Raw genomic sequence first — 15,706 nt, forward strand, 5'->3', positions numbered from 1 at the left:
GAGTGAGGCTCAGGCCGACACGGCCTCGCGCTTCGCCACGTTCTCGGCGCCGCGCTCGCCGAGTCGCTCCGTCGGCACCCGGTGTGTCTCGCGTGCCGTGATCGCGGCCAGCACCGGCGGGATGCACAGGGCCGCCGTGAACAAGGCGACGGCGAACCAGTCGTCCCCGTTCGGACCGGCGATCTCCGCGGCGAAGGTCACCGCGAAACCGGCGACGGCGAAGCCGATCTGCGTGCCGATCGCCATGCCCGACAGGCGTACCCGGGTCGTGAACATCTCGCCGTAGAAGGAGGGCCAGGTGCCGTTCGCGGCGCTGTAGACCACACCGAAGGTGACGATGCCGAGGACGAGGATCAGCGGGTACGAGCCCGTGGAGATCGCCCACAGATAGACGAACATCATGACCCCGCTGCCTGCGGCGCCGGCCAGGAACACCGGGCGGCGGCCGATGCGGTCGGACAGCGTGGCCCAGAGCGGAATCGCGGCCAGCGCGACCAGGTTGGCGAGCGCCGCCACCCACAGCATCGACGAGCGGTTCATGCCGACCGAGTCGCTGGTCGCGTATGCCAGCGCCCAGACCGTGAAGATCGTGGAGACGGAGGCGACCAGTGCGCCCGCGACCACCCGCAGTACGTCCGCCCAGTGCTCGCGCAGCAGGATCAGCAGCGGCAGCTTCACGACACCCTCGGAGGCGGCCTGCTCGGCGAAGGCCGGGGTCTCCTCCAGCTTGCGGCGGATGACGTAGCCGACGACGGCGACCGCGATGCTCAGCCAGAACGGGATGCGCCAGCCCCAGGACAGGAGTTGGTCCTCGGGCATCGCGGCGATCGGGATGAAGACCAGTGTGGCGAGGAGCTGGCCGCCCTGGGTGCCGCTCAGGGTGAAACTGGTGAAGAAGCCGCGCCGGTCCGGCGGGGCGTGTTCGAGCGTCATCGAGTTGGCGCTCGCCTGCTCACCGGCGGCCGAGATGCCCTGGAGGACACGGCAGAGCACGAGCAGGACCGGGGCGAGGGTGCCGACCTGGTCGCGGGTGGGCAGACAGCCGATGAGGAACGTCGACAGGCCCATCAGGATCAGCGTGAAGACCATGATCTTCTTGCGGCCCAGCCGGTCGCCGAAGTGGCCCAGGAAGAGCGCGCCGACCGGGCGGGCGGCGTACGCGACACCGAACGTGCCCAGCGACAGCAGGGTCGCGGTGGCCGGGTCGGACTCGTCGAAGAAGACCTTGGGGAAGATCAGGGCGGCGGCGCTGCCGTAGATGAAGAAGTCGTAGTACTCCAGGGCGCTGCCGATCCAGGCGGCCGTGGCGGCCTTCTTCGGCTGGCCCCCGGGTGGAGCGCCCAGGGGTGCTGCGGGGTCGTGGGGTGCGACGGAATCCGCCACGGCGTGCTCCTTCGAGGGAACTCCAACATACGTGGAGTGAGCGGAGGGGAAGGGAAGTGAGGAGGAAGCGCCGGATCCCTGGGGTGACGGGACGGCTCTGCCGGGAGCTACCCGGTTTAATTAACCCACTGGATAGTTAGTAGCGGTTGGCTACGGATGTTGCGCCCACGTTTCCCGGGTGTCAAGAGGTCGCGGCGGAGGATCTTCCCCCTTGCCGACCCGCGCAGTGCCCTCGTCAGGCCGTGCGGTCCGCCGTCAGATAGGCGATGACCATGTCGCCGAGCATCGCCCGGTAGTGCTCCCGCTGGTCCGGGGCCGTCAGGTCGCGGCCGAACAGCGCGCCGAAGGTGTGCCGGTTGGCCACCCGGAAGAAGCAGAAGGAGCTGATCATGGCGTGCAGGTCCACGGCGTCCACGTCGGCCGTGAACAGGCCCGACTTGCGGCCCGACTCCAGGATCCGGTGGATCACCTCCAGCGCGGGCGAACCGATCCTCCCGAGCTGCTCGGAGGCGGCGATGTGCTCGGCCTCGTGGATGTTCTCGATGCTCACCAGACGGATGAAGTCGGGGTGTGCCTCATGGTGGTCGAAGGTGAGCTCCGCGAGGCGCCGGATGGCCGCCACCGGGTCCAGATGCTCGACGTCGAGGTCCTGTTCGGCCTGCCGGATCACGGAGTACGCCCGCTCCAGGACGGCCGTGAACAGCTGTTCCTTGCCGCCGAAGTAGTAGTAGATCATCCGCTTGGTGGTGCGGGTGAGGGCGGCGATCTCGTCCACCCGGGCCCCCGCCAGGCCGGCCCGGGCGAACTCCTTGGTGGCCACGTCGAGGATCTCGGCCCTGGTCCGGGCGGCGTCGCGGATGCGCCCGCCTGTGCGTGCCGGTTCTTCGACGCTGGTCATCGGGTTCCTTCGGGCGAGGGGCCAGTCCCGTGATTCTAGAAGCAGGCCCGCGAGCATTCCCGAAGCACTCCGGGGGGCTTCCCCGGTGAGCGGTGATGCTGATATAGCTAACGTACTAGTTCGTACATTAGTGAGCCGCAGTCGCACAGGAGGTCCGTCGTGGCCAAGGACTCGTTTCTCGTAGGGCTCGTCGGCTCCGGCATCGGCCCGTCGCTGAGCCCCGCACTGCACGAGCGGGAGGCCGACCGGCAGGGACTGCGCTATCTGTACCGGCTCATCGACATCGACTCCCTGGGCGTCGAGGCGCACGCGGTGGGCGATCTCGTACGCGCCGCCCGTGACCTCGGATTCGACGGGCTGAACATCACGCACCCGTGCAAGCAGCTCGTCATCGAACACCTCGACGGCCTCGATCCGCAGGCCGAGGCGCTCGGCGCCGTCAACACGGTGGTCTTCGAGGACGGCCGCGCGATCGGCCACAACACCGATGTGACCGGCTTCGCCGCGTCCTTCGCGCGCGGTCTGCCCGACGCCCCGCTGGAAAGGGTCGTGCAGCTCGGAGCCGGGGGCGCGGGCGCGGCCGTCGCCCACGCCACGCTCACCCTCGGCGCCGGTCGGGTCACTGTCGTCGACGCGCTGCCCGACCGGGCCGCCGACCTCGCCGCGTCCCTCAACCGGCACTTCGGCACCGGCCGGGCCACCGCCGCGACCCCCGACCGGCTGGCGGCGCTGATCGGCCGGGCCGGCGGCGCCGACGGCCTGGTGCACGCGACGCCCACCGGTATGGCCGCCCACCCCGGCCTGCCCTTCCCGGCCGAACTGCTGCATCCCGGCCTCTGGGTCGCCGAGGTGGTCTACCGCCCGCTGGAGACCGAGCTGCTGCGCACGGCCCGTGCGACGGGCTGCGCCACGCTCGACGGCGGCGGCATGGCCGTCTTCCAGGCGGCGGACGCCTTCCGTCTCTTCACCGGCCGGGAGCCCGACACCGCGCGCATGCTGGCCGACATCGCCGAGCTCGCGGGCGCGCTCCCGGCACCGAAGTAGAAGTAACGAGAAGGCAGAGGTACCGACGTGCGTACGTCCATCGCCACCGTGTCGCTCAGCGGCTCCCTGACCGAGAAGCTCACGGCCGCCTCCCGGGCCGGTTTCGACGGGGTCGAGATCTTCGAGAACGACCTGCTCGCCAGCCCTCTCACCCCCGAGGAGATCCGCGCCCGCTGCGCCGACCTCGGACTCACCATCGACCTCTACCAGCCGATGCGTGACATCGAGGCAGTGCCCGAGGACGAGTTCGCCCGCAACCTGCGCCGCGCCCGGCACAAGTTCGAGCTGATGCGGCGGCTCGGCACCGACACCGTCCTCGTCTGCTCCAGCGTCTCCCCGCTCGCCCTCGACGACGACGCGCTGGCCGCCGCCCAACTGGGCCGACTGGCCGACCTGGCACAGGACTTCGGGGTCCGCGTCGCCTACGAGGCGCTCGCGTGGGGGCGGCACGTCAGCACGTACGACCACGCCTGGAGCATCGTCGAGGCGGCCGGCCACCCCGCGCTCGGCACCTGTCTCGACAGCTTCCACATCCTCTCCAGGGGGTCCGATCCCAAGGGCATCGAGGACATCCCCGGTGAGAGGATCTTCTTCCTCCAGCTGGCCGACGCCCCGCTGCTCGCCATGGACGTGCTCCAGTGGAGCCGCCACTACCGCTGCTTCCCCGGGCAGGGCGGCTTCGACATCGCGGGGCTTCTCCAGCACGTCGTCCGGGCCGGATACGACGGTCCGCTCTCCCTCGAAGTCTTCAACGACGTGTTCCGGCAGGCCGAGGCCGGACCGACCGCCGTCGACGCCCGGCGCTCCCTCCTCGTCCTCCAGGAGAGCATCGGCCTGGCCCCGCTGCCCGAACCCGTCGTCCCCACCGGTATCGCCTTCGCCGAACTCGTCACCCCCGACGCCGAACCGGTCGCGGCGGTACTCGGCGCGCTCGGCCTCGCCCGTACGGCACGCCACCGCAGCAAGCCCGTCGACCTCTGGGAGCGCGGCACGGCCCGCGTTCTCGTCAACACCGGGCCGGCCGCACGCCGTGACGGCACCGGACTCGCCGCCGTGGGCCTGGAGTCACCGGACCCGGAAGGCGCCGCCCGCCGGGCCGAGGCCCTCCTGGCGCCGCTCCTGCCCCGCCGCCGCGCCCCGGAGGACGCCCCGCTCGACGCGGTGGCCGCCCCCGACGGCACGGAACTCTTCTTCTGCGCCACGGACCGCCCCGAACTCCCCAACTGGCGAACCGACTTCGAGGCCATCGAATACGCCGAGACCGCCGGGGGCGCCGAGGGCCGCGTCGACCGCGTCGACCACCTGGCCCTCACCCAGCCCTGGCACCACTTCGACGAGGCGGCCCTCTTCCACAGCAGTGTGCTCGGCCTGAACGGCCAGGAGAGTGTCGACGTCGCCGACCCGTACGGACTCTTCCGCAGCCGGGCCGTCACCAACTCCGCCGGCAGCGTGCGCATCGCGCTGGCCGTCGGTCCCGCGCCCACCGAGGACGAGACCCGCGCCCAGCACATCGCCTTCGCCACCGACGACGTGGTCGCCGCCGCCCGGCGCATCCGAGCGGCCGGCGGCAGCCTGCTGCCGATGCCCGCGAACCACTACGACGACCTCGCGGCCCGGTACGAGTTCACCGAGGGCGAGTTGGCGACCTACCGCGAACTCGGCATCCTCTACGACCGTGACGCACAGGGCGAGTTCAGGCACTGCTACACGCGGACCGTGGGCCGCGTCTTCTTCGAACTCGTCCAGCGCGACGGCGGCTACCAGGGCTACGGCGCCCACAACGCACCGGTACGGCTCGCCGCCCAGCACGCACAACGCCCCCTTCGTTGAGGCCAGTCGCTGCTGGCCCGGGTCACTGCCGGGTGACGCTCCTGCTCACTCCGGCGATCACGGTCGTGGCCAGGATCCAGCCGGTCAGGATGAGGGCGTACGACAGGAACTGGTACCCGCCCGTGGGTGCGAAGGCCCCCTCCTGACCGAAGGAGATCACCGGCAGGAGCAGATCGAGGGTGTAGAAGACCGGGTTGAAATGCGGTGCCTCGTCGGGCTTGAGCGGGAGTGGGTGGTGCAGGGCGTACGCGATCGAACCGGCCGCCAGCAGTGACAGCAGCCAGACGGCGGCGCGCAGCGGACGGAAGCCGTAGCCGACGGTGGTGTCCTGGAGGTGGCCCCACACCCGGCCGAGCCAGGGCAGGGTCGCCCGGTGCCGGCGCTGCTTGGCGAGCTGGACCCGGCGGGCCGCGCCCTCGTCGCCGACATGCCGGTAGGCGGCGGCCAACTGCTCGTAGGCGTACGGGACATAGCCGTCGCCGTCGCGTTCCAGCAGGGGCAGACGGCGTTCGGCGGGCTCGTGCGGGGTGAGGGCCGTGTAGGTGAGGTTGTTGAAGAGCACCTTGCCCGGGGTGACCTCCGGCTCGAAGCCCAGTACGTCGATGCGGGAGCGGCGAAGATGGAGGGTGCCGTCGAGCGGCTCGCTGCGGAACAGCCACAACTCGCCGATGACACAACTGCTGGCCCGCAGTGCCATACCGCCGGGGTTGGACAGCCGCGACCAGTTGAGGTCGAGCCGCCCCGGGACACGGGCGCCGCGCAGGTCGATCCCTCCCTCCGCGCGCAGGCGTCGCGCCCGTATGTCGGCCTGCACCTCAAGTGACTGCGCGCGCAGGGCGTGGCCGCCGGGATTGCTCAGCTCGGCACCCTCCAGATTGACCGATCCGCCCACCTTGGCACCGTCGAGGAGCACCTCGCCCCGCACGCGCAGTCCCGGCGCCGCGAAGCCGTCGCCGAGCGCCGCCTGATGGAGCTGGAGCACCGGCACGGACGGGTCGGAGGTGGTGAGTTCGGCGTCGTCCAGGAAGAGCGCGCCCGCCACCTCCGCGCCGGCCAGCCGTACCGGCCCCCGCACCCGGCAGCGGGTCATGCGCAGCGGGCCGTCGATCCGTGTGCTCGCGAGGTTGACCGAGGGGAGTACCGAGCCGCGCAGATTCAGCTGGCGCAGCCGGGTGCCGTAGAGGTCGGGCGACTCGTCGAAGTGGCAGTACCGCAGATGGAGCGGGTGGTCCACCACCGCGTACATCAGGTTCAGGTGACCCGTGATGCGGGCGCCCGAGAGTCTGAGTCTGGGGATCTCGCCGTCCTGCGGCGTGCTGAGCAGCAGGGCCCGAAGCACTGAGGCGCGGATGGTCCGCTCCGGCCCCCAGTCGGCGCCGTCGGCCGCGTTCTCGGCCGCCGCCTCGCGGAAGTCCACGGGTTCACCCTTGGGGAAGGCCCGCCACACCAGCGCCTCGGCCGTCGTCAGCTCGTTGATCTCCATCGGGGCGACTCTGACGCGCCCCGGACACACATGTCAATCGGGTCCGGGAACAATCCCCCGGACCCGATCGTCACTTCAGTTGCCCCACGCCAACCGGCGGTTCAACTCGCGGCCTGCCACCGGGAGTTCCACTCCGCGATCACCGGGCGGTCGTGCTCCGTGGAGAGTCTGCTGACCGTGCCCGTGGCGAGCTGGAACAGTCGTCCGTCGGCGGGCGGCAGCCCGAGGTAACGGGCCGTCAGTACGCGCAGGAAGTGCCCGTGGGCCACCAGAATCACGTCACCCTCTTCGAGTGCGTCCTCGATGTGGGCCAGGGCGCGGTCCGCGCGGCGGCCCACCTCCTCGGGCGACTCACCCGGGTGTCCGTCCGGCCCGGGCGCCACCCCGTCCGTGAACAGGAACCAGTCGGGCCGTGTGCGCTGGATCTCGGCGGTCGTCACACCCTCGTACCCGCCGTACTCCCATTCGCGCAGGTCCGGATCGGTCGACGCGCCGGACAGGCCCGCGAGTTCGGCCGTGCGGACCGCACGGATGAGGGGGCTGGTCACTACTCGGGCGAAGGTCCGTCCGGCGAGGAGCGGAGCGAGGGACTTGGCCTGCTCCTCACCGTGCGGGGTGAGGGGCAGGTCGGTCCAGCTGGTGTGCTGGCCCGACGCGCTCCACTCCGTCTCGCCGTGGCGGACCAGAAGAAGGTCACCCACGGCTTCCTACTCCTTGGACTCGACGGCGTGACCGCCGAACTGGTTGCGCAGCGCCGCGATCATCTTCATCTGCGGGGAGTCGTCCTGCCGGGACGCGAACCGCGCGAAGAGGGACGCGGTGATCGCGGGCAGCGGCACGGAGTTGTCGACGGCCGCCTCGACCGTCCACCGGCCCTCGCCGGAGTCCTGCGCGAAACCGCGCAGCCGCTCCAGGTGCTCGTCCTCGTCGAGGGCGTTGACGGCCAGGTCGAGGAGCCAGGAGCGGATGACCGTCCCGTCCTGCCAGGAGCGGAAGACCTCGCGCACGTCGGTGACGGAGTCGACCTTCTCCAGCAGCTCCCAGCCCTCGGCATACGCCTGCATCATCGCGTACTCGATGCCGTTGTGGACCATCTTCGAGAAGTGCCCGGCGCCCACCTTGCCCGCGTGGACATAGCCGTACGGGCCCTCGGGCTTGAGCGCTTCGAAGATCGGGTGGAGCCGCTCGACGTGCTCCTTGTCGCCGCCGACCATCAGGGCGTAGCCGTTCTGGAGGCCCCACACACCGCCGGAGACACCGGCGTCGACGAAGCCGATGCCCTTGGTGCCCAGCTCCTCGGCGTGCTTCTCGTCGTCCGTCCAGCGGGAGTTGCCGCCGTCGACGACCGTGTCACCGGACTCCAGGAGCCCGCCGAGTTCGTCGACGACGGACTGGGTGGCGGCACCGGCCGGGACCATCACCCAGACCACGCGCGGCGCTTCGAGCTTCTCGACCAGCTCGGCGAGGCTGCTCACGTCGGAGACCTCGGGGTTGCGGTCGTAGCCGATGACGGTGTGGCCGGCACGGCGGATGCGCTCGCGCATGTTGCCGCCCATCTTGCCGAGACCGATCAGACCAATCTGCATGTCAGTTCACTTCCTGAGCGTCGCGAAGAGTGCGGTACGTGGCCACGAGGGCGGCGGTGGAGGAGTCGAGGCCGGGGACCGCGGCCCCCGCGGTGAGCGCGGGCTCGATGCGCTTGGCGAGGACCTTGCCCAGCTCGACGCCCCACTGGTCGAAGGAGTCGATGTTCCAGATGGCGCCCTGTACGAACACCTTGTGCTCGTACAGGGCGATCAACTGGCCGAGCACGGACGGAGTCAGCTCGCGCGCGAGGACGGTGGTCGTCGGGTGGTTGCCCTTGAACGTCTTGTGGGCGACCAGTTCCTCCGGCACCCCTTCGGCCCGTACCTCCTCGGGCGTCTTGCCGAACGCCAGTGCCTGCGTCTGCGCGAAGAAGTTGGCCATCAGCAGGTCGTGCTGGCCCTTGAGTTCGTCGCTCAGTTCCGCGACCGGCTCGGCGAACCCGATGAAGTCCGCCGGGATCAGCTTCGTGCCCTGGTGGATCAACTGGTAGTAGGCGTGCTGTCCGTTGGTGCCGGGCGTGCCCCACACCACCGGCCCCGTCTGCCACTCGACCGGGTTGCCGTCGCGGTCGACCGACTTGCCGTTGGACTCCATGTCCAGCTGCTGCAGGTAGGCCGTGAACTTGGACAGGTAGTGGCTGTAGGGCAGTACTGCATGCGACTGGGCGTCGAAGAAGTTGCCGTACCAGATGCCCAACAGGCCGAGCAGCAAAGGTGCGTTGGCCTCTGCCGGAGCGGTCCGGAAGTGGTCGTCGACCAGCGCGAACCCGTCCAGCATCTCCCGGAACCGGTCGGGGCCGATCGCGATCATCAGCGACAGCCCGATGGCCGAGTCGTACGAGTACCGTCCGCCGACCCAGTCCCAGAACTCGAACATGTTGTCCGTGTCGATGCCGAAGTCGGCGACCTTCCCACCGTTCGTCGACAGCGCCACGAAGTGCTTGGCGACCGCCTTGTCGTCGCCGCCCAGACCCGCGAGGAGCCAGGAGCGGGCCGAGGTGGCGTTGGTGATCGTCTCGATGGTGGTGAACGTCTTCGACGCGACGATGAAGAGGGTCTCGGCCGGGTCCAGGTCACGGACCGCCTCGTGCAGATCGGCACCGTCGACGTTCGACACGAACCGGAACGTCAACTCCCGTGCGGTGAACGCCCGCAGAGCGTCGTAGGCCATCGCCGGACCGAGGTCCGAGCCGCCGATGCCGATGTTCACGACGTTCTTGATGCGCTTGCCCGTGTGGCCGGTCCACTCGCCCGAGCGCACCCGGTCCGCGAAGGCCGCCATCCGGTCCAGGACCGCGTGCACGGCCGGGACGACGTTCTCCCCGTCGACCTCGACCACCGCGCCTCGCGGCGCCCGCAGCGCGGTGTGCAGCACCGCACGATCCTCGGTGATGTTGATCCGGTCGCCGCGGAACATGGCGTCCCGCAGCCCGAACACGCCGGTGGCGGTGGCGAGTTCCTGGAGCAGGGCGAGGGTCTCGTCCGTGATCAGGTGCTTGGAGTAGTCGATGTGCAGGTCGCCCACCCGCACGACGTAACGCTCCGCGCGCTGCGGGTCGTCGGCGAACAGCTCACGCAGTTGCGGCTGGAGGAACGCACCGGCGCGGTGGTCCTCCAGCGCGGTCCACTCGGGGCGCCGGGTGAGCCTGGGGGAGTCAGACATGACGGGGGGTCTCCTTGGTGCTTTCGCCCCGCAGAGCGATCGCGTACATCTCGTCGGCGTCGAGGCGCCGCAGTTCCTCGGCGATGAGTTCGGAGGTGGGCCGCACCTTCAGCGCGAGCGTGCGGGAAGGCTGGCCGGGCAGGGAGAGCGTGGCGAGCGGGCCCTCGGGGCGGTCGATGACGATCTCGCCCTTGTCGGTGCCGAGGCGGACGGCAGTGACGACAGGCCCCGCGGTGACGACGCGGTCCACCTTCACATCCAGGCGGGCGCCGAGCCAGCGGGCCAGCAGTTCGGCGCTCGGGTTCTCGGCCTCGCTCTCGACGGCCGCCGAGATGATCTTCGTGCGGGCCTGGTCGAGGGCGGCGGCCAGCATCGAGCGCCACGGGGTGAGACGCGTCCACGCCAGGTCGGTGTCGCCGGGCGCGTACGAGCGCACCCGGGCCTCCAGCGCGACGAGCGGCTGCTCGACCGCGTACATGTCGGTGATCCGGCGCTGGGCCAGTGCGCCCAGCGGGTCCTTGGCGGGCACCTCGGGGGCGTTCACCGGCCACCAGACGACGACCGGGGCGTCCGGCAGGAGCAGCGGCAGGACGACCGAGTCGGCGTGGTCGGACACCTCGCCGTACGTCCGCAGGATGACCGTCTCGCCGGTCCCGGCGTCGGCACCCACCCGGACCTCGGCGTCGAGGTGGGAGTTGGTGCGGTCGCGCGGGCTGCGGGCGTGCCGCTTGATGACGACCAGGGTGCGCGCGGGATGCTCGTGCGAGGCGTCCTCGGCCGCCTTGATCGAGTCGTAGGCGTTCTCCTCGTCCGTGACGATCACCATCGTCAGGACCATGCCCACGGCAGGGGTGCCGATGGCGCGCCGCCCCTTCACCAGTGCTTTGTTGATCTTGCTTGCCGTGGTGTCGGTGAGGTCGATTTTCATGGCCTGCGCCAGCTCCGTCCGTCTCGTGCGAGCATCTCGTCGGCTTCCTCCGGGCCCCAACTGCCCGAGGCGTACTGCGCGGGCCTGCCGTGCGTGCCCCAGTACTCCTCGATCGGGTCGAGGATCTTCCAGGACTCTTCCACTTCCTGGTGACGGGGGAACAAATTGGCGTCGCCGAGCAGGACATCCAGGATGAGCCGTTCGTACGCCTCCGGGCTGGACTCCGTGAAGGACTCGCCGTAGGCGAAGTCCATAGTGACGTCCCTGATCTCCATCGAGGTACCCGGGACCTTGGAACCGAAGCGCACGGTCATGCCCTCGTCGGGCTGGACGCGGATGACGATCGCGTTCGCGCCGAGTTCCTCGGTGGCCGTCGAGTCGAACGGTGAGTGCGGGGCGCGCTGGAAGACGACCGCGATCTCCGTCACGCGCCGCCCGAGTCGCTTGCCGGTCCGCAGATAGAAGGGGACGCCCGCCCAGCGGCGGTTGTCGACCTCCAGCTTGACGGCCGCGTACGTGTCGGTGCTCGACTGCGGGTCGATGCCCTCCTCCTCGAGGTAGCCGGACACCTGCTCACCGCCCTGCCAGCCCGCCGCGTACTGCCCGCGCACGGTGTGCTCGCCCAGGTCCTCCGGCAGCTTCACCGACTTCAGGACCTTGAGCTTCTCCGTCAGCAGCGACTCGGCGTCGAAGGCGATCGGCTCCTCCATGGCGGTCAGGGCCATCAGCTGGAGGAGGTGGTTCTGGATGACGTCACGCGCCGACCCGATGCCGTCGTAGTAGCCGGCCCGGCCGCCGATGCCGATGTCCTCGGCCATCGTGATCTGGACGTGGTCGACGTACGACCGGTTCCAGATGGGCTCGTACATCTGGTTGGCGAAGCGGAGCGCCAGAATGTTCTGGACGGTCTCCTTGCCGAGGTAGTGGTCGATCCGGAAGACCTGCTCCGGGTCGAACACGTCGTGCAGGACCCGGTTCAGCTCACGCGCGCTCTTCAGGTTGTGCCCGAACGGCTTCTCGATCACCCCGCGCCGCCAGGAACCCTCCGGCGCGTTCGCCAGCCCGTGCTTCTTCAGCTGCTGGACGACCTTGGGGAAGAACTTCGGCGGTACGGAGAGGTAGAAGGCGTAGTTGCCGCTGGTACCCCGGGACGCGTCGAGCTCCTCGACGGCCGCGCGCAGCTGCTTGAACGCCGCGTCGTCGTCGAAGTCGCCGGGGATGAACCGCATGCCCTCGGCGAGCTGCTGCCAGACCTCCTCGCGGAACTCCGTACGGGCGTGGTCGCGCACCGAGTCGTGCACGATCTGCGCGAAGTCCTCGTCCTCCCAGTCCCGGCGGGCGAACCCGACGAGCGAGAAGCCCGGCGGGAGCAGACCGCGGTTGGCCAGGTCGTAGACGGCCGGCATCAGCTTCTTGCGGGACAGGTCACCGGTCACCCCGAAGATGACCAGCCCGGACGGGCCCGCGATCAGGGGGAGACGACGGTCGCCGGGGTCGCGCAGCGGGTTGTCCCAGTCACTGCCGAAGAGGACTTCGGCAGTGTTCTCCGGCACCGGCGGAACGTCGGCGGCAGGTGCCTCGACGGTGGCCGCCGGCTGGGTCGATTCGTCGCTCATTCCCCGTCAACTCCCTTGCTGTCCAGCGACTTCGTGACGGCGTTCAACAGGTCGTTCCAGGCGATCTCGAACTTCGCGACGCCCTCGTCCTCCAGCAGCTTCACGACCTCGTCGTACGAGATCCCGAGCTCCTCGACGGCCGCGAGATCGGCGCGGGCCTGGGCGTAACCTCCGCTCACCGCGTCGCCGTGGATGTCGCCGTGGTCGGCGGTCGCGTCGAGGGTGGCCTCCGGCATCGTGTTGACGGTGCCGGGCGCGACCAGCTCGTCGACGTACAGCGTGTCCTTGTACGCGGGGTCCTTGACGCCGGTCGAGGCCCACAGCGGACGCTGCTTGTTGGCGTGAGCGCCACCGAGGGCGGTCCAGCGGTCGCCCTCGAAGACCTCCTCGTACGCCTCGTACGCGAGGCGCGCGTTGGCCAGCGCCGCCCGGCCCTTGAGGGCGAGGGCCTCGGCCGTGCCGAGCACCGTCAGGCGCTTGTCGATCTCGGAGTCGACGCGGGAGACGAAGAAGGAGGCGACGGAGTGGATCGAGGCCAGGTCGATGCCCGCGGCCTGCGCCTTCTCCAGGCCGGCCAGATAGGCGGCCATGACCTCGCGGTAGCGCTCCAGGGAGAAGATCAGCGTGACGTTGACGCTGATCCCGAGGCCGATGACCTCGGTGATCGCCGGCAGGCCCGCCTTCGTCGCCGGGATCTTGATCATCACGTTGGGCCGGTCGACCAGCCAGGCCAGCTGCTTGGCCTCGGCGATCGTCGCCGCGGTCTCGTGGGCGAGACGTGGGTCGACCTCGATCGAGACCCGGCCGTCCCGGCCGCCGGTGGCGTCGTACACCGGGCGCAGGACGTCGGCGGCGGCCCGTACGTCGGCGGTGGTCATCATGCGTACGGCCTCGTCGACCGTGACGCCGCGCACCGCCAGGTCGGCGAGCTGCTCCTCGTAGCCCTCGCCGGAGCCGATGGCGGCCTGGAAGATCGACGGGTTGGTGGTCACGCCGACCACGTGGTGGGTGTCGATGAGCGCGGCGAGGTTGCCGGAGGCGATGCGTCCCCGGGAGAGGTCGTCCAGCCAGATGGAGACGCCCTCGTCGGAGAGGCGCTTGAGTGTGAGTGTGCCCGCGGTGGGGGCTGCTTCGGTGGTCACTGTGATCATCTTCCTTCTGGCGTGCGGATCAACCACGGGCGGCGGCGAGAGATTCCCGCGCGGCCCGGGCGACGTTCTCGGCGGTGAAGCCGTACTCGGCGAACAGGGTCTTGGCGTCGGCGGAGGCGCCGAAGTGTTCGAGGGAGACGATGCGTCCTGCGTCACCGACGTAGCGGTACCAGGTCAGACCGATGCCCGCCTCGACCGCCACGCGCGCCTTCACGGACGGCGGAAGCACACTCGCGCGGTACTCGGCCGACTGCTCCTCGAACCACTCCACGGACGGCATCGACACCACCCGCGTACCCACACCCTCGGCCTCCAGCGCCTCACGTGCGGCGACGGCGAGTCGGACCTCGGAGCCGGTGGCGATCAGGACGACGTCCGGGGTGCCCGTCGAGGCCTCCCGCAGGACGTAACCGCCCTTCGCGGCATCCTCGTTCCTGGCGTACGTCGGTACACCCTGCCGGGTGAGCGCCAGGCCGTGCGGGGCCGGGTCGGTGGCGTGCCGCCTGAGGATCTCGGCCCAGGCGACGGCCGTCTCGTTGGCGTCGGCCGGGCGGACGATGTTCAGGCCCGGGATCGCGCGCAGGGAGGCCAGGTGTTCGACCGGCTGGTGTGTCGGGCCGTCCTCGCCGAGGCCGATGGAGTCGTGCGTCCATACGTACGTCACGGGCAGCTGCATCAGCGCCGACAGCCGCACCGCGTTGCGCATGTAGTCGGAGAAGACGAGGAAGGTGCCCCCGTAGATACGGGTGTTCCCGTGCAGCGCGATGCCGTTCATCTCGGCGGCCATCGAGTGCTCGCGGATACCGAAGTGGATCGTGCGGCCGTACGGGTCCGCCTCCGGCAGCGGGTTGCCCACGGGGAGGAAGGAGGACGTCTTGTCGATGGTCGTGTTGTTCGAACCGGCCAGGTCGGCCGAGCCGCCCCACAGCTCGGGCAGGACCGGGCCCAGGGCCTGGAGCACCTTGCCGGAGGCCGCGCGGGTGGCGACGGACGCGCCCTCCTCGAACACCGGCAGGGAGTCCTCCCAGCCCTCGGGCAGCTGACCTGCCACGACCCGGTCGAACAGCTTCGCCCGCTCGGGCTGCGCGGTGCGCCACTCGGCGAGCCGCTTGTCCCAGGCGGCGTGTGCCTCGGCGCCCCGGTCGAGGGCCTGGCGGGCATGGGCGAGCACTTCGTCCGCGACCTCGAAGGTCCGCTCCGGGTCGAAGCCGAGGACGCGCTTGGTGGCCGCGATCTCCTCGGCGCCGAGGGCCGAGCCATGGGCCGCCTCGGTGTTCTGGGCGTTCGGGGCGGGCCAGGCGATGATCGTGCGCATCGCGATGATCGAGGGGCGCGCGGTCTCGGCCCGCGCCTCCTTGAGCGCCGTGTACAGCGCGTGTACGTCGATGTCGCCGCCGAGTTCGGGCTCGATCCGCTGCACGTGCCAGCCGTACGCCTCGTACCGCTTCAGCACGTCCTCGGAGAACGCCGTCGCCGTGTCGCCCTCGATGGAGATGTGGTTGTCGTCGTAGACGAAGACCAGGTTGCCGAGCTTCTGGTGGCCGGCCAGCGAGGAGGCCTCGGCGGAGATGCCCTCCTCCAGGTCGCCGTCGGAGACGATCGCCCACACCGTGTGGTCGAAGGGCGACTCGCCCTCGGGTGCCTCGGGGTCGAAGAGGCCGCGCTCGTAACGGGCGGCCATCGCCATGCCGACCGCGTTGGCGACACCCTGGCCGAGCGGGCCGGTGGTGGTCTCGACGCCGGCCGTGTGGCCGTACTCGGGGTGGCCGGGCGTCTTCGAACCGTGCGTCCGGAACGCCTTCAGGTCGTCCAGCTCCAGCTCGTACCCGGACAGGAACAGCTGGGTGTAGAGGGTCAGCGAGGTGTGTCCGGGGGAGAGGACGAAGCGGTCACGGCCCGTCCACTCGGGGTCCGCGGGGTCGTGTCGCATCACCTTCTGAAAGATCGTGTACGCCGCGGGGGCCAGGCTCATCGCGGTGCCGGGGTGACCGTTGCCGACCTTCTGCACGGCATCGGCCGCGAGTACACGGGCCGTGTCGACGGCGCGCTGGTCGAGATCGGTCCACTGGAGGCTGTCGGATGTCTGCGTACTCATCTTCAAGAAGTCCTCGATAGAGGGGACGA

At 70.1% G+C, this 15,706-nt stretch carries 12 protein-coding genes; 2 read left to right on the forward strand and 10 right to left on the reverse strand.

Going from position 1 to position 15,706, the window contains the following annotated elements:
• Positions 1-9 precede the first annotated feature (9 nt).
• Entirely contained in the window at positions 10-1,383 is a 1,374-nt protein-coding gene (locus OHN74_RS36255) for an MFS transporter (protein WP_327698790.1), read from the reverse strand.
• A gap of 235 nt (positions 1,384-1,618) precedes the next feature.
• The gene (locus OHN74_RS36260; RefSeq protein WP_164313298.1) at positions 1,619-2,281 is read right to left on the reverse strand and encodes a TetR family transcriptional regulator; all 663 of its coding nucleotides are present in this window, start codon (positions 2,279-2,281) and stop codon (positions 1,619-1,621) included.
• A gap of 159 nt (positions 2,282-2,440) precedes the next feature.
• Between OHN74_RS36260 and OHN74_RS36265 the strand changes: the two genes are divergently transcribed.
• Together OHN74_RS36265 and OHN74_RS36270 are read left to right on the forward strand one after the other, a co-directional pair.
• Positions 2,441-3,325 carry a shikimate dehydrogenase gene (locus tag OHN74_RS36265; RefSeq protein WP_327698791.1) on the forward strand — a complete coding sequence of 295 codons (885 nt, stop codon included), beginning with the start codon at positions 2,441-2,443 and terminating at the stop codon, positions 3,323-3,325.
• A gap of 27 nt (positions 3,326-3,352) precedes the next feature.
• Complete coding sequence (locus OHN74_RS36270; protein WP_327698792.1) at positions 3,353-5,155, forward strand: sugar phosphate isomerase/epimerase and 4-hydroxyphenylpyruvate domain-containing protein; 1,803 nt, start codon at positions 3,353-3,355, stop codon at positions 5,153-5,155.
• A gap of 22 nt (positions 5,156-5,177) precedes the next feature.
• Here the strand turns inward: OHN74_RS36270 and OHN74_RS36275 are convergent, their stop codons facing one another.
• From OHN74_RS36275 to tkt, 8 genes are all read right to left on the reverse strand, one after another.
• Positions 5,178-6,638 (reverse strand): membrane-associated oxidoreductase, encoded by a 1,461-nt coding sequence (locus tag OHN74_RS36275; RefSeq protein ID WP_327698793.1) that lies wholly within the window; start codon positions 6,636-6,638, stop codon positions 5,178-5,180.
• Positions 6,639-6,739: 101 nt separating this feature from the next.
• Positions 6,740-7,339, reverse strand: a complete 600-nt coding sequence (locus OHN74_RS36280) for a histidine phosphatase family protein (protein WP_327698794.1) — start codon at positions 7,337-7,339, stop codon at positions 6,740-6,742.
• 6 nt (positions 7,340-7,345) lie between these two features.
• On the reverse strand, positions 7,346-8,224 hold the full coding sequence (gnd, locus tag OHN74_RS36285; protein WP_327698795.1) for a phosphogluconate dehydrogenase (NAD(+)-dependent, decarboxylating): 879 nt from the start codon (positions 8,222-8,224) through the stop codon (positions 7,346-7,348).
• Position 8,225: 1 nt separating this feature from the next.
• Positions 8,226-9,887, reverse strand: a complete 1,662-nt coding sequence (gene pgi, locus OHN74_RS36290; protein WP_327698796.1) for a glucose-6-phosphate isomerase — start codon at positions 9,885-9,887, stop codon at positions 8,226-8,228.
• Entirely contained in the window at positions 9,880-10,815 is a 936-nt protein-coding gene (opcA, locus tag OHN74_RS36295; RefSeq protein ID WP_327698797.1) for a glucose-6-phosphate dehydrogenase assembly protein OpcA, read from the reverse strand. Before opcA ends, pgi begins: the two co-directional genes overlap by 8 nt.
• A complete protein-coding gene (gene zwf / locus OHN74_RS36300) occupies positions 10,812-12,431 on the reverse strand; it encodes a glucose-6-phosphate dehydrogenase (RefSeq protein ID WP_327698798.1) in 1,620 nt (539 codons plus the stop codon). The genes opcA and zwf overlap by 4 nt, the downstream gene beginning before the upstream one ends.
• Positions 12,428-13,582, reverse strand: coding sequence for a transaldolase (tal, locus tag OHN74_RS36305; RefSeq protein ID WP_327698799.1), 1,155 nt, complete (start codon positions 13,580-13,582; stop codon positions 12,428-12,430). Before tal ends, zwf begins: the two co-directional genes overlap by 4 nt.
• Before the next feature lie 19 nt (positions 13,583-13,601).
• Entirely contained in the window at positions 13,602-15,677 is a 2,076-nt protein-coding gene (gene tkt, locus OHN74_RS36310) for a transketolase (RefSeq protein ID WP_327698800.1), read from the reverse strand.
• Positions 15,678-15,706: the final 29 nt, after the last annotated feature.

The sequence above is a fragment of the Streptomyces sp. NBC_00459 genome, from assembly GCF_036013955.1.
Classification (GTDB): domain Bacteria; phylum Actinomycetota; class Actinomycetes; order Streptomycetales; family Streptomycetaceae; genus Streptomyces.